The organism is Pseudomonas putida, assembly GCF_002741075.1.
GTDB lineage: Bacteria > Pseudomonadota > Gammaproteobacteria > Pseudomonadales > Pseudomonadaceae > Aquipseudomonas > Aquipseudomonas putida_T.
Genome location: NZ_CP016634.1, coordinates 5,300,217 through 5,314,591 on the forward strand (window position 1 = coordinate 5,300,217; position 14,375 = coordinate 5,314,591).

General features: G+C 63.2%; 13 protein-coding genes. 2 read left to right on the plus strand and 11 right to left on the minus strand.

What is annotated here, in order from left to right; translation table 11 throughout:
- Nucleotides 1-18: 18 nt before the first annotated feature.
- Both IEC33019_RS24820 and IEC33019_RS24825 read right to left on the minus strand, forming a co-directional pair.
- Nucleotides 19-177 carry a YqaE/Pmp3 family membrane protein gene (locus tag IEC33019_RS24820; RefSeq protein ID WP_009681539.1) on the minus strand — a complete coding sequence of 53 codons (159 nt, stop codon included), beginning with the start codon at nucleotides 175-177 and terminating at the stop codon, nucleotides 19-21.
- Between the two features lie 164 nt (nucleotides 178-341).
- Nucleotides 342-1,619 carry an aspartate aminotransferase family protein gene (locus IEC33019_RS24825; protein WP_070090687.1) on the minus strand — a complete coding sequence of 426 codons (1,278 nt, stop codon included), beginning with the start codon at nucleotides 1,617-1,619 and terminating at the stop codon, nucleotides 342-344.
- Nucleotides 1,620-1,807: 188 nt separating this feature from the next.
- Between IEC33019_RS24825 and IEC33019_RS24830 the strand changes: the two genes are divergently transcribed.
- On the plus strand, nucleotides 1,808-2,731 hold the full coding sequence (locus IEC33019_RS24830) for a LysR family transcriptional regulator (RefSeq protein WP_070090688.1): 924 nt from the start codon (nucleotides 1,808-1,810) through the stop codon (nucleotides 2,729-2,731).
- A 323-nt stretch (nucleotides 2,732-3,054) separates the two neighbouring features.
- Here IEC33019_RS24830 and IEC33019_RS24835 read toward each other — a convergent pair whose 3' ends face one another.
- The 9 genes from IEC33019_RS24835 to bioB all read right to left on the minus strand — a co-directional run bounded on the left by IEC33019_RS24835 (nucleotide 3,055) and on the right by bioB (nucleotide 13,486).
- Nucleotides 3,055-4,833 (minus strand): acyl-CoA dehydrogenase C-terminal domain-containing protein, encoded by a 1,779-nt coding sequence (locus tag IEC33019_RS24835; protein WP_099593985.1) that lies wholly within the window; start codon nucleotides 4,831-4,833, stop codon nucleotides 3,055-3,057.
- 131 nt (nucleotides 4,834-4,964) lie between these two features.
- Nucleotides 4,965-6,251, minus strand: a complete 1,287-nt coding sequence (locus IEC33019_RS24840) for a GGDEF domain-containing protein (protein WP_070090690.1) — start codon at nucleotides 6,249-6,251, stop codon at nucleotides 4,965-4,967.
- 262 nt (nucleotides 6,252-6,513) lie between these two features.
- On the minus strand, nucleotides 6,514-8,319 hold the full coding sequence (locus IEC33019_RS24845) for a phenylacyl-CoA dehydrogenase (RefSeq protein ID WP_070090691.1): 1,806 nt from the start codon (nucleotides 8,317-8,319) through the stop codon (nucleotides 6,514-6,516).
- 297 nt (nucleotides 8,320-8,616) lie between these two features.
- Entirely contained in the window at nucleotides 8,617-8,913 is a 297-nt protein-coding gene (locus IEC33019_RS24850; protein ID WP_070090692.1) for a pyrroloquinoline quinone biosynthesis protein PqqE, read from the minus strand.
- A 117-nt stretch (nucleotides 8,914-9,030) separates the two neighbouring features.
- Nucleotides 9,031-9,711 (minus strand): dethiobiotin synthase, encoded by a 681-nt coding sequence (gene bioD / locus IEC33019_RS24855; RefSeq protein ID WP_070090693.1) that lies wholly within the window; start codon nucleotides 9,709-9,711, stop codon nucleotides 9,031-9,033.
- Between the two features lies 1 nt (nucleotide 9,712).
- Nucleotides 9,713-10,537 (minus strand): malonyl-ACP O-methyltransferase BioC, encoded by an 825-nt coding sequence (gene bioC / locus IEC33019_RS24860; RefSeq protein WP_070090694.1) that lies wholly within the window; start codon nucleotides 10,535-10,537, stop codon nucleotides 9,713-9,715.
- Nucleotides 10,530-11,261 (minus strand): alpha/beta fold hydrolase, encoded by a 732-nt coding sequence (locus IEC33019_RS24865; RefSeq protein WP_070090695.1) that lies wholly within the window; start codon nucleotides 11,259-11,261, stop codon nucleotides 10,530-10,532. The genes bioC and IEC33019_RS24865 overlap by 8 nt, the downstream gene beginning before the upstream one ends.
- Nucleotides 11,254-12,426, minus strand: coding sequence for an 8-amino-7-oxononanoate synthase (gene bioF, locus IEC33019_RS24870; protein WP_070090696.1), 1,173 nt, complete (start codon nucleotides 12,424-12,426; stop codon nucleotides 11,254-11,256). Before bioF ends, IEC33019_RS24865 begins: the two co-directional genes overlap by 8 nt.
- A gap of 1 nt (nucleotide 12,427) precedes the next feature.
- Complete coding sequence (gene bioB / locus IEC33019_RS24875) at nucleotides 12,428-13,486, minus strand: biotin synthase BioB (protein ID WP_070090697.1); 1,059 nt, start codon at nucleotides 13,484-13,486, stop codon at nucleotides 12,428-12,430.
- Nucleotides 13,487-13,576: 90 nt separating this feature from the next.
- Here bioB and IEC33019_RS24880 point away from each other — a divergent pair, with 90 nt between their 5' ends.
- The gene (locus IEC33019_RS24880; RefSeq protein WP_070090698.1) at nucleotides 13,577-14,314 is read left to right on the plus strand and encodes a ComF family protein; all 738 of its coding nucleotides are present in this window, start codon (nucleotides 13,577-13,579) and stop codon (nucleotides 14,312-14,314) included.
- Nucleotides 14,315-14,375: the final 61 nt, after the last annotated feature.

Consider the following 14,375-nt stretch of genomic DNA (forward strand, 5'->3'; position numbering starts at 1 on the left):
GGGCCCACCCGTGAAGTGTCAGCGCTTGGCGATGATGTACACCGCATGCACGATGCCCGGAATGTAGCCCAGCAACGTCAATAGGATGTTCAGCCAGAACGCGCCGCCGAACCCGACCTGGAGGAACACGCCCAGCGGCGGCAGGATGATGGCGATGATGATGCGGATGAAATCCATGGTTGTCTCTCCTGGAAGGGTTTCAAAAGAGACTAGCTGCACCGCGTCAGGGTTCCACGGCCAAGCGCCAGGCAAAAAAAACGCCCCGAGCCAAAAACTGCTGGCCAAGGGCGATGCGCAGGAACGCGAGACGGTTCGTTGAAATTCGTGTCGCCGGGGGTCGGTCAGGCCGACACCTCGCGGCGACTGTGTTGCTGGGCATGCAGGCGGGCAAAAGCGCGGGCCAAGCGCAGGAGCATCTCGTCGATGTTGCCCTTGCTCACAGTCAGCGCTGGCGAGAAACGCACCACATCGGCCTGCGGCGCATTGAGCAGCAGTCCCTCATGCAGCGCTGCCTCGACCAGCTCACGAGCCAGGTCCTCGTGCAACTGCAGCGCCCAGAGCAGCCCTTGGCCACGCACTTCGCCCTGCCCATAGCGACCGGCCAGGCGGCTGAGGCCTTCGCGCAGATGCCGGCCGCTGTCCTGCACCTGTTCGAAGAAGCCTGGCTCCAGCACGGTCTCAAGGACGGCAAGGCCGGCCGCGCTCATCAGCGCGTTGCCGTGATGGCTCCCCTCAAGCTCCCCCGGTTCGGCGCAGCATGCACTGCCCCGGGCCAGCAATGCCGCAAGTGGCACGCCGCCACCCAGGCCTTTGCCCAAGGTGATGATGTCGGCGCGTACGCCATAGGTCTGCTCGGCGAGCAAGGCGCCACAACGGCCGATGCCCGTCTGCACTTCGTCGAGAATCAGCAGGATGCCCAGCTCGCGGCACAAGCGCTCGACCCCTTGCAGATACTCACGAGTCGCCGGGATTACCCCCGCTTCGCCCTGGATCGGCTCGAGCATGATCGCCACGGTGCGCGAATCCACGGCCGCGTGCAGAGCGGCCAGGTCGTTGAACGGCACCTTGCTGAAACCTGGCAGGCCGGGCTCACAGCGGTTGCAGGGCAGCGGGTCGGAGGCCGACAGCGCACCCAGGCTGCGCCCATGGCAGGCCTGATTGGCGGTGATGATGTGATAGGCGCCGTTGCGGTGCAGTTGACCCCATTTGCGCGCCAGCTTGATGGCGCCCTCACAGGCTTCGGCGCCGCTGTTGAGCAGGTAGGCCTGATCGCTGCCGGTGCTCTGACAGAGGCGATCGACCAGGCTCAGCAAACCACGGCTGTGGAACCCTGCACCTGGGTTGATCAACGCCTGGGCCTGGTTGCCCAGCGCCTTGACCAGCACGCTGGGGCTGTGTCCCAGGCTGTTGACGGCGCAGCCCTGGGTGAAGTCCAGGTACGCGTGCCCCTGGTTGTCCCACAGCCAGGAGCCCTGCCCCCGCACGAAGACCTGAGGTGCCCGCTCGGCGCTGGGCATCAGCCGCTCGCGAGACGGCTCCGAAGGCACCGGCGCGCTCACCGGAGCAGGCTTGGGCTCGGCAGCGGCAGGGGCCGAACGGCGCAGGTTGAACAGGTTCATCGGGGCTCCAGCCAATCTTGGGCAGGGTTGGCAGCGGTTTATTTTGCCGTGCCTATCAAAAGTGTTTTTCTCCGAGGGTAACAATCGGCTTTATGAGCGCTGTAACCCGTTGGAATACGGCGATAGACTAGGCTTCCAGCCGGCCTACGGCCATTCCGTTTTTCCAGCTTTTTCGATAAGTAAACCTTATGGATTTTCGCCAACTGCGCTATTTCGTCGCGGTGTACGAAGAAGGCCATGTGGGCAGGGCCGCCGAGCGCCTTTCACTGTCCCAGCCTGCGTTGTCACAGCAGATTCGCCAACTCGAACACAGCCTCGACCTGAGCCTGTTCGAGCGCAGCAACAAGCGCCTGCTGCCGACACTCGCCGCCCATACGCTGTACAACCATGCCCTGCCCTTGCTCGACGGCCTGCAGCGTGCCCATGACGCAATGCGCAACTTCAAGGGCCAGTCCCTGCGCACACTGGCCATAGGCGTGCTGCAGACCGTACGCCCTAGCTTGGTGCCGCAGTTGCTGGAGCGCGTGCGCAGGGCTCAACCGCACTTGGTGGTGCAGATCTACGAGCTGTCGGGCCTGGAAATCGAGCGGCGCCTGCTCAATGGCGGTCTGGATATCGGCATCAGTTACCTGCCGCCGCGCCAGCCGGGCTTACATGGGTTATTGCTGTACGAAGATGAGCTTCAATTGGTCATCCCCAATAGCCACCCGCTGAAGGACTTCAAGAAAGTCTCGTTGCGCCAGGCGGCGGAGCTGCCCATGTTGATGCTCGGAGAAGAATTTCAGATCCGTCAGATCTGGCAGGCGCAATTGGCGAGCCTGGGGCGTAGGCCGCAGGTGCAGGCGGAGATGAACAACATGGCGGGGATTCTCGACAGCCTGGCGCACACCGCCTTGGCGACCATCCTGCCCGGCCGGGCAAAGGATGCGGCCGAAGACGACCAGGACTTGTTATGGAAACCTCTGAGTGAGCCGCGGGTGCCGCTGAAGGTCGGGCTGGTGTTCCGCGATGCCCAGCGCCAGCAGGCCTCGGTGGAGCTTCTGCGTACGTTGCTGGAGGAAGAGACCGACGCCCGTCTGCCGGGCGTTTCGCCCTTGGACGTGCTTGGCTGAAAAACGAGCGGACAAAGAAAACCCCGCCGAAGCGGGGTTTTCCAGACTGTTTCCCTTGACGTCCCTATCGCCCCGCCACCCTGGCAGGAAATCCTACGTTGTCCCTGTTCTGTCCATTGCGCATCCTGCGCTACGTCCATGTGGTAAAGATTAGCCGTGGATCCAATTTCAGAAAAGAGGAAAAAAGCCACCACGTCGTGTAAGAAATCACTTACACAAAAGTCTCGAAAGACGACACGCCGTGGAATCGCACCCGAAAAAAAGCCCGTCCCTACGCAGCCAACGATGACCGTGTAGGAGCGGGCTTACAACCTAGCGTCGTATCAGAACTGCGCGGCGTCGAGCAGATACAACGTCTCGCTTCCGGCCTTCACCGACGCCACCAGCGAATCCACGCGCGGCAGCAAACGGGCGAAATAGAAACGTGCAGTGCCAAGCTTGGCGTCATAGAACGCCTCGTCTCCGTCGCCAGCCCGCGCAGCGCGTGCCATCAAGGCCCACATGTAGCCATAGGCCACGTAACCGAACGCCTGCAGGTACTCCACCGAGGCCGCGCCAATCTCGTTGGGATTGCCCTTGGCCTGCTCCATCACCCATTCAGTCAGACCGTCGAGTTGCTCGAGCGCGGCGGCCAGTGGCTGGGTGAACTCACCCAGCTCGGCGCCAGCGCTGGCAATGAACTGGCGGATCTCATCGGAGAACAGCCGGTAGAACGCGCCGCCGCTGCCCACCACCTTGCGCCCCATCAGGTCCAGGGCCTGGATGCCGTTGGTGCCTTCGTAGATCTGGGTGATGCGCACATCGCGTACCAGTTGCTCCTGCCCCCACTCGCGAATGTAACCGTGGCCGCCAAACACCTGCTGGCCGTGCACGGTGCACTCAAGGCCCAGGTCGGTGAGGAAGGCCTTGGCCACGGGTGTCAGCAACGCCACCAGCTCTTCGCTGCGCTTGCGCGTAGCGGCGTCTTCACTGTACTTGGCGCTGTCCAGTTGCAGCGCGACATAGGTGGAGAAGGCACGGCCCCCTTCGATAAGCGCCTTCATGGTCAGCAGCATGCGACGGACGTCCGGGTGGACGATGATCGGGTCAGCGGCCTTGTCCTTGGCCTGCGGGCCGGTCGGTGCCCGGCTCTGCAGGCGCTCGCGGGCGTACTCGACGGCGTTCTGGTAGGAGCGCTCGGCCGAAGCCAGGCCCTGAATACCTACGCCCAGACGTTCGTAGTTCATCATGATGAACATGGCCGCCAGGCCCTTGTTCGGCTCACCTACCAGGTAGCCGGTGGCGTCATCGAAGTTCATCACGCAGGTGGCCGAGGCCTGGATGCCCATCTTGTGCTCGATCGAGCCACAGGTGACCGGGTTGCGCGCGCCCAGGGCGCCATCCTCGTTGACCAGGAACTTGGGCACCAGGAACAGCGAGATACCTTTAGGGCCGGCTGGTGCATCCGGCAGCTTGGCCAGCACCAGGTGGATGACGTTCTCGGTCAGGTCATGCTCGCCGCCGGTGATGAAGATCTTGGTGCCGCTGACCTTGTAGCTGCCGTCGGCCTGAGGCTCGGCCTTGGTGCGGATGATCCCGAGGTCGGTACCGGCATGGGGCTCGGTCAGGCACATGGAGCCCGCCCAGACACCGGCATACATGTTGGGCAGGTACTTTTCCTTAAGGGCCTCGCTGGCGTGGGCGTTGATCGACAGGCAGGCACCTGCGGTCAGCATCGGGTACAGGCCAAAGGCAAGGCTTGAGGCGTTGACCATCTCTTCGACCTGCGCCGAAATGGCTTTGGGCATGCCCATGCCACCAAACAGCGGGTCGCCACCCACGCCCACCCAACCGCCTTCGGCGTAGGTCTTGTAGGCCTCGATGAAGCCAGCCGGCGTGCGCACGGCGCCGTTGTCCCAATGACAGCCTTCTTCGTCGCCGCTACGGCTGAGCGGGGCGATGGTCTTGCCGGTGACCTTGCCCGCTTCTTCCAGCACGGCCATGGCGGTTTCCTGATCGACCGCCTCGGCCAAGGCCGGCAGTTGCGACCAGAGCTTGGCCACCTCGAAGACTTCATTCAGAACGAAACGCATGTCGCGCAGCGGCGCTTTGTACTCAGCCATGACAACCTCTCGCTATCAGGTCGGGGCGATCCCACGGGACCGCGACACTAGGTGAAAGCCAGTGTAACCGAACAACTTTTACGAGACATAGGGTCATCATGCGACCGAGTGGCCACTTAAAGTCACGCAACTCATGACGCCATACGAACCGCCCCGCGTCGGGAATGCTGCCCGAAAACCATGACGCAGTTACGACCGGCACCCTTGGCGCTATAGAGCGCCTGGTCGGCGGACTTGAGCACTTCATCGGGCGAACGATGCTCCACCTGACGCTCCGCGACACCAATACTGATGGTTACCGACACCGTGCTGCCCGCGCTCCCGGCGCGGCGCTGACGCCCGGTCGAATCGTCCTGTGGACGGCTGTTCTGGTCACGCAGCTGGATCGCATAGTTGGCAATCATTTCCCGCACCGCTTCCAGGTGCGGCATGCACTCCTCGGCCGTCTTGCCGGCAAAGACCAAGGCGAACTCTTCCCCACCATAGCGATAGGCACGCCCTCCACCGGTGACGCGCCCCAACCGACTGGCGACCAGACGCAACACCTGGTCACCGACATCGTGGCCATGGGTGTCGTTGAATTTCTTGAAGTGGTCCACGTCGGTCATGGCGATCACGTAGTTACGCCCCAACCGCTGCATGCGCTCATTCAGCGCGCGGCGCCCCGGCAGGCCGGTCAGCTCATCGCGAAAGGCCATCTGATAGGCCTCATGGGACACCGCTGCGGCAATCATCAGCATGACCTGGCTGCACATGATATTGAGGGTGAACGGCAGGATGAACGTCTTGGGCAGCATCCAAAAGATACCGATCAGGCCGATGATCTGCGCCGCATGCAAGGGCCGCGGCTGGCGCAGATACTGCACCACCAAGAGAATGAACATGCCTAGGAACAGCGGGTAGGCCAGCTGGATAAGGCTCATCCATTGACCATGCAGCGATGGCCAACGGATTTCCGCCAACCAGCTCAGCAGCGCCTGGGGGAAACTTTGCTCCAACGCCAGCGCCACACTGCCGACGGCGAACAGCACAGCGAAGCGGGCGAGCAGGTCCTGGGCCAGGTGAGTGCGCTCCTGCCAGGCCGCGAACAGCCCGAACAGAATGGGCAACAGCAGGCAGACCAAATGGAACACGACCGCAGCATCTTCCCGGACTCGGCCATTGTCGCGGTAGAAATCGGTCTGCGTGTCGAGCAGGAAATAGGCGATGTACACCGTGACCATCAAGAACAGCTCGCGCTGACGACGGTACACGGCGCAATAGGCTCCCCCGAGTAACAACACCAATGTCGGCAGTACATTGAACAGGGAAGTGAAGAAGACGCTGAGGTCTCTCACATAGGCTGCCGCCAGCCCTGACAGCAACAGAAACAACGAGGGCAGGAAATGGCTCGCGCGTACAGCGGATAAACGAAACAAAAGGCAATCTCCGACCCGGCAGATCAATAATAGCATTGTGCCTCTACTTCATCGGCAGCGCACATGAATAGATGAATACATCGGGCGATCTGTGCAGACGGGAACTGTGTCCGGGCATGTCGGATAGCGGGTCGTCAGGACTCGCTGTAATGGCGCCTGCCCGTGAAAGGGCCTGGACAGGCAATACCCGCTGGGTTGGTACGCGGGCATAAAAAAACCGCCTGCCGGTGAAGGCAGGCGGTTTTTCAGGCTACTGCTTGGCTCAGCAGGACAGACCGAAGTCTTCTTCCTTCATGGCCATCAGGTTGCCCGCGCCGGACAGCATTGCTGCCACGTGTGCACGGGTACGCGGCAGAATACGCTGGAAGTAGAAGCGCGCGGTTTGCAGCTTGGCGGTGTAGAACGCCTCTTCGCTGGTGCCGGCTGCCAGCTTCTCGGCGGCCAGGCGGGCGATGTCGGCCCAGAAGTAGGCCAGGCAGGCGTAGCCGGAGTACATCAGGTAGTCCACCGAGGCGGCACCGACTTCTTCACGGTCTTTCATCGCGGCCATGCCCACTTTCATGGTCAGCTCGCCCCATTCCTTGTTCAGCGCTGCCAGTGGCTCGACGAACTCCTTGACGGCTTCGTTGCCTTCCTGGGCCTGGCAGAACTTGTGCACGATCTTGGTGAAGCCTTTGAGTGCCTCACCTTGGGTCATCAGCACCTTGCGACCGAGCAGGTCCAGCGCCTGGATACCGGTGGTGCCTTCATAGAGCATGGAGATACGGCTGTCGCGCACGTTCTGCTCCATGCCCCATTCGGCGATGAAGCCGTGGCCACCGTAGATCTGCACACCGTGGTTGGCGGCTTCGAAGCCGACTTCGGTCATGAAGGCCTTGGCGATCGGGGTCATGAAGGCCAGCAGGGCGTCGGCTTTCTTGCGCTCTTCCTCGTCCTGGCTGTACTTGACGATGTCCACCTGTTTGGCGGTGAAGTAGACCATGGCGCGGTTGCCTTCGGCGAAGGCCTTCATGGTCAGCAGCATGCGACGAACATCTGGGTGCACGATGATCGGGTCGGCGGCTTTTTCCGGGGCCTTAGGACCGGTCAGCGAACGCATCTGCAGACGCTCGCGGGCGTATTTCAAGCCGCCCTGGAACGCCACCTCGGCATGGGCCAGGCCCTGCAGCGCAGTGCCCAGGCGAGCGGTGTTCATGAAGGTGAACATGCAGTTCAGGCCCTTGTTGGCAGGGCCGATCAAGAAGCCGGTGGCGCCGTCGAAGTTCATCACGCAGGTAGCGTTGCCGTGGATACCCATCTTGTGCTCGAGGGAGCCACAGCTCACGGCGTTGCGCTCGCCCACACCACCTTCGGCGTTGGGCAGGAACTTCGGCACGATGAACAGCGAGATGCCCTTGGTGCCCGCCGGGGCATCGGGCAAGCGGGCCAGGACGATATGGACGATGTTGTCGGCCATGTCGTGTTCGCCAGCGGAAATGAAGATCTTGGTGCCGGAGACCTTGTAGGAACCATCCGCCTGAGGCTCGGCCTTGGTACGCAGCATGCCCAGATCGGTGCCGCAGTGCGGCTCGGTGAGGCACATGGTGCCAGTCCACTCACCGGTCACCAGCTTGGTCAGGTAGGTGTGCTGCTGCTCGGCGGTGCCATGGGCAGACAGGGTGTTCATGGCGCCATGGGAGAGGCCAGGGTACATGCCCCAGGACCAGTTGGACTCACCGACCATTTCGCTGATGGCAAGGCCCAGGGACTCCGGCAGGCCTTGGCCGCCGTGTTCGACGTCATGCGCCAGGCTTGGCCAGCCGCCTTCTACGAACTGCTGGTAGGCCTCTTTGAAACCGGTGGGGGTCTTAACGCCCGACTCGCTCCAGGTGCAGCCTTCCAGGTCACCGACGCGGTTCAGCGGAGCCAGTACCTGTTCACAGAATTTCGCGCCTTCCTCGAGGATCGCGTCGACCATGTCGGGCGTGGCGTCCTGGCAACCCGGCAGGCTCTGATAATGCGCCTCGTAGCCGAGCAACTCGTCACGAACGAAGCGAATATCACGCAAGGGGGCTTTGTATTCAGGCATAGCGATGAACCTCTGTGATGAGTCCAGTGAAGAGACCGCAGATACCAACCAGCTCTTGGCGGCTTTCGGTCAAACAGTTGTTTGAAACTTACGTTTAGCTCAGCCCAATGTCAAGGATGGACCATCGTTCCATTTACGCCGCGAAACATGACATAAACGCCATCGGCTCAGATAACGGCGCAGCCGCGGATTTACCCGCGAACAGGGCTATGCAGACAACGGAGTGTCTGACCTCAGAAAATCAGCGTGCAAGACCACCGCTCCACAAGGAGTCTAGGCGGTACGTGAGGGGTTGGATCAGGCGTAGGTATCGATGAACCGGCCAAGCATTTCGTCCGAGGCCTTGGCGACTTTCACGCCCAGTGCGACTTCATGCTTGCCCAGCGCCAACTCGACGGTGCTGGTGGCCATGTCCATCTGCTGGCTGCGATCGACCGCGCGCAAGCGCTCGGCCTGATAGTCGCTGGACTGGCTGGTGGCGGCACGCTCGACGGTGCTGCTGGCGATTTGACTGGCGGCTTGGTCGACTCGGTTCTGCCCGGCCTGGATAGCGCCAAGGCCCGCGTAATAGGCAGTACTACCGGTGATTTCCATGTCAGGACTCCAAAGACGCAGGATGCAAGGTCAGGCTTATTAAAGCAGCCGATCGCGCAAAAGGCCCGTTTAAATACCTAATAGCCTTGTGCCACTCAATAGACAATATTGTCGGTTTCAATCCAGCAGATCCAGATGCAGGTGCTCCGCCACCGCCTCGGCCGTGGCCTGCTTGAGCCTGGGTACCCGCCCTAGGCAAGGGGCCGGCAACCGCTCGGCGAGGCTTGCGAGATTTTCTTCCAGGCGCGAGGTCCTAGGATCGACGATGTTGGCCACCCAACCTGCCAGTTGCAGCCCATCACGGGCGATCGCTTCCGCGCTCAACAGCGCGTGGTTGATGCAGCCCAGGCGCACACCCACCACCAGGATCACCGGCAGCTTCAAGGCGATGGCCAAGTCCGACAGGTTGGCATGCGCAGACAACGGCACCCGCCAGCCCCCCGCGCCTTCCACAAGGGTGAAGTCGGCGCCTTGGGCCAGTATGTGATGCATGGCCGTCAGCAGCACGGGGACGTCCAGGCTGACACCCGCCTCCCGCGCAGCCACATGAGGCGCGATGGCCGGCTCGAATGCGAACGGGTTGACCTGTTCATAAGGCAGCTTCACCGAACTCTCGGCGATCAGCGCCAACGCGTCGGCGTTGCGCAGGCCCTTGCCCCCCACTGTACAACCAGACGCCACCGGCTTGGCGCCCAGGGTGCTCAAACCCTCCAGACGCGCGGCGTGCAACAGCCCGGCGGCGATGGTGGTCTTGCCGACATCGGTGTCGGTGCCAGCGATGAAATAGGCCTGGCTCATCTCATGCCTCATCTGCCAAGGGGTTGCGCAGCACGCCGTAGACCACCTGGTAGGTGGCCGGCAGGCCCTCGGGCTGGCGGAAGCCTTCGTAGGCCTGCAACAAGCCCTGCATCCGCGCCCGCCCGGTCAGGCCCGAAGGCCGCCCAGGGTTGAGGTTGTGCGCCCCCAAGGCCTTGAGCTCGTGGGTCAGGCTGCGCACGTCCGGGTAATGCAGTACATGCGGGCGACGCTCCAGGCCCAGCACCTGCAGCCCACTTTGGCTACAGAGTCGCTGGTAGTCCTCGAAGCGTCGGAAGCGATTGACGTGAACCAGGCCGTCTACCGCCTGCCAACTGGCGCGCAACTCATCCAGGGTGCCGACGCATAGACTACTGAACGCCAGCACGCCGCCTGGACGCAGCACACGGCGGGCTTCGCTCAGCACACTGCCAAACTGGTCGCACCATTGCACCGCAAGGCTCGAGAACACCAAATCCACACTTCCATCGCGCAGCGGTAGCCGTTCTGCATCGCCGGCAACGTGGTGACGCGCACCGCCCTGTTCACGGGCATGGCGCAGCATGCCTTCGGCGATGTCCACCGCCACACCGGTCGCCGCGCTGAAGCGCTCGGCCAGCGCACGGCTGAAATGCCCGGTGCCACTGCCAAGATCGAGCCAGTGCGCAGGCTGCAGATCGGCAGGGAGCTGGTCGAGCAGCGCCAGGCCCACCGCCCGCTGCAGGGCCGCCACGCTGTCGTAGCTGGCCGCGGCGCGGGAGAACGAGGCCGCCACCTGGCGCTTGTCCGGCAGGGTGCCGGGCAGGGTCGGACGGGAAAGATCAGTCATCGCCACTCTCATGCAGGAAACTCTTGATGCCCGCCGCCAGCTCCTGTGGATATTCCAGCAGGAAGGCGTGGGAACTGTCTTCGACCAGGCCGACTTCCACGTCAGGCAACAGCTCGCTCAAGGCCTTGGCTGCCTCCGCCGGTACCAGCGCATCGCTGCCGGCGAACAGGTGCAACTGAGGCCCGCCGTATTGCTCCAAGGCGTTGCGGGTATCCAGCTTGGCCAAGACTTCCAGCCCTGTGGCCAGGTAAAGCGGATCGGTGTCCGGCACGCCGACACCCAATTGGCGCAGCAGCGTGCGCGGCATCTGCGCGCCATCGCTGCACAGGCTGCGGAACCGCTTGAGGGTCACCTGGGGGTGGCTGCGACATCCATCGAGAAAGGTGCCGAAGGTGTCTACCGCCATGCCGTGGGGCCAGTCGAGACGTTGGACGAAGCTCGGGTTGCTGCCGAGCGTCACCAGGCCACAGCAGTGATCGCCGCGCTTGTGCGCCAGCGCACTGGCGAGCATGCCGCCGAACGACCAGCCGCCCAGCCAGCTGTCGGTGGGCAGCTTGCGGTCGAGGTAGTCGACCCAGGCCTGGACATCGTCATCGGCAAGCTCCGGCAGCGGCATCAGCTCGACCTGCAGACGCGAATCCTGGGCCCTGAGACTTGCTGCCAGTGGCTCCAGTGCAGCGGTGCCCAGGCCCCAGCCGGGCAAGAGGATCAGTCGGTTACGCATCGGCGGACTCCAGCAGTGGGTAACACTCGGCCAATGCATTCAACAATAGCTGGACCTGGGCCTCGCTGTGGGCTGCACTCAAGGTCACGCGCAGGCGGGCGCTGCCGGCGGGAACAGTCGGCGGGCGGATCGCGGTCACCAGCAATCCCCGCTCGCGCAGCATCCGCGACAACTGCAGGGCGCGCGCGCTGTCGCCGATCAGGATCGGCTGGATCGCGGTCGGGCTGTCCATCAGCGCCAAGCCAATCTGCTCGGTGCCCTCGCGGAACTGGCGGATCAACGCCGCCAGGTGCTCGCGACGCCACGTCTCGCGGCGCAGCAGCTCCAGGCTCTTGAGCGTGGCGCAGGCCAGCGCCGGCGGCTGACTGGTGGTGTAGATATAAGGGCGGGCGAACTGCACCAACGCTTCGATGAGCTCCTCGCTGCCAGCCACGAAAGCGCCAGCGGTGCCGCAGGCTTTGCCCAGGGTGCCGATCAGCACCGGGACGTCCTCCACGCCGAGCCCGAAATGCTCGACGATGCCGCCACCGTGGGCCCCGAGCGTGCCCAGACCATGGGCGTCATCGACCATCAGCCAGGCGTCACGGGCGCGGGCGGCCTTGGCCAGCGCGGGCAGGTCGGCCAGGTCGCCATCCATGCTGAACACGCCATCGGTGACCACCAGGGTATTGCCGCTCGCCTTTTCCAGGCGGCTGGCCAGGCTCACGGGGTCGTTGTGCAAGTAGCGGCTGAAGCGCGCGCCACTGAGCAGACCGCCATCGAGCAGCGAGGCATGATTGAGACGATCCTGCAGCACGGTGTCGCCCTGCCCCACCAATGCGGTGATGGCGCCGAGGTTGGCCATATAGCCGGTGGAAAACAGCAGCGCACGTGGGCGCCCGGTCAGCTCGGCCAGGGCTTCTTCCACCTGGTGATGAGGCGTGCTATGGCCGACCACCAGGTGCGAGGCGCCCCCGCCCACACCCCAGCGCTCGGCACCTGCACGCCAGGCGGCGATCACTTCGGGGTGGTTGGCCAGACCCAGGTAATCGTTGCTGCAGAAGGCCAGCAGCGGCTGGCCGTCGACCACGACTTCCGGCCCCTGGGGGCTTTCCAGCAACGGCCGCTGCCGGTATAGGTCCGCGGCGCGCCGTTCGGCCAGGCGCGCCGCCAGGTCGAAGGCCATGTCAGGCCTGTGCTGCGTCGTAGAACAGCTCGCTGCTGCGTTGCTCGACCAACGCCTGCTCGATGGCCGCCTGGTGCACTTCATCGGCGTGCTCTTCACGCGCTTCGGGCTGGATGCCGAGACGGGCGAACAGTTGCATGTCCTTGTCGGCTTGCGGGTTGGCGGTGGTCAGCAGCTTCTCACCGTAGAAGATCGAGTTGGCGCCAGCCATGAACGCCAGGGCCTGCATCTGTTCGTTCATCTGTTCGCGGCCGGCAGAGAGGCGCACATGGGACTTGGGCATCAGGATGCGTGCTACCGCCAGCATACGGATGAAGTCGAACGGGTCGACGTCTTCTTCTTCGGCCAGCGGCGTACCGGCAACTTTGACCAGCATGTTGATCGGCACCGACTCCGGGTGCTCCGGCAGGTTGGCCAATTGGATCAGCAGGCCTGCACGATCATCGAGCGACTCACCCATGCCCAGGATGCCGCCGGAGCAGATCTTCATTCCGGCATCGCGCACATAAGCCAGGGTCTGCAAACGCTCGCCGTAGGTGCGGGTGGTGATGATGCTGCCGTAGAACTCCGGCGAGGTATCCAGGTTGTGGTTGTAGTAGTCCAGGCCGGCTTCGGCCAGGGCCTTGGTCTGCTCCTGGTCGAGCTTGCCGAGGGTCATGCAGGTTTCCAGACCCATGGCCTTGACGCCTTTGACCATCTCCAGCACGTACGGCATGTCCTTGGCCGAGGGGTGTTTCCAGGCAGCGCCCATGCAGAAGCGGGTCGAGCCGATGGCTTTGGCCCGAGCGGCCTCTTCCAGCACCTTCTGCACTTCCATCAGTTTCTGTTTTTCCAACCCGGTGTTGTAGTGACCGGACTGCGGACAATATTTGCAATCTTCCGGGCAGGCACCGGTCTTGATCGACAGCAGCGTAGAGACCTGCACACGGTTGGGGTCGAAGTGGGCGCGATGCACGGTCTGCGCCTGGAACAGCAAATCATTGAACGGCTGTTGGAACAGAGCTTTGACCTCGGCCAGGGACCAGTCGTGACGTGTTGTTGCAGTTGTGCTGGCGCTCATTGGCGTTTCCTTGTTTAGGCTCTTGCTGGCGCCGGGACAGGAACAGCCCGCCAGCGCATCACGGATAGCTCGCATACTCAGGGAAGGCCCATGAACTGTCAACCACTCGCGAAATACCTGGTTTACAAGTGTACAAATATTAGTCAGCACTGTTTGCTTTGCGACGAACCCACTGACCTGGCCTACCCTCTGTGTACCGAATGCGAGCACGCGCTGCCGTGGCTGGATGATCACTGCACCCGCTGCGCGCTGCCGCTGCCCATGGCCGATTTGACCTGCGCTCAGTGCAGCCGCCGCACACCGGCCTTCGACCAGGTTGTGGCACCTTGGTATTTCGGTTTTCCCATCGACACGCTGGTGAGCCGGTTCAAGCATCACAGCCAATGGCCACTCGGTCGGTTGATGGCGCGATTGCTGGGTCAGGCGCTACTGCATCGCTTCGCCGAAGGCTTGGCAAAACCTGACCAGTTGTTGCCTGTGCCCCTGACTGCCCGTCGACTGCGCCGACGAGGCTTCAATCAGGCGGCCTTGCTGGCGAAATGGCTGGGCGTACAGACGGGCATTCCCTGCAACGAGCAGTTGTTGCGACGGACGCTCGACACCCCTGCCCAACAAACCCTCGGCGCCAAGGCCCGTCGACGCAACCTGCGCCAGGCATTCGGGCTTGTGTCCGATGCGCGGCTCGACGGCCTGCACCTGGCTGTCGTCGATGATGTCCTGACCACCGGCGCTACCGCCCAGGCCATCGCCGCGCTGCTGCGCAGGGCCGGTGCCCGTCAGGTCGATGTGTATTGCCTGGCGCGCACGCCCAAGCCAGGCCAGGTGTGAGGGCCACATCGCCGACACCTTCGCGGGGAAACCCGCACCCGCAGTTGCAATGCAGCCACCT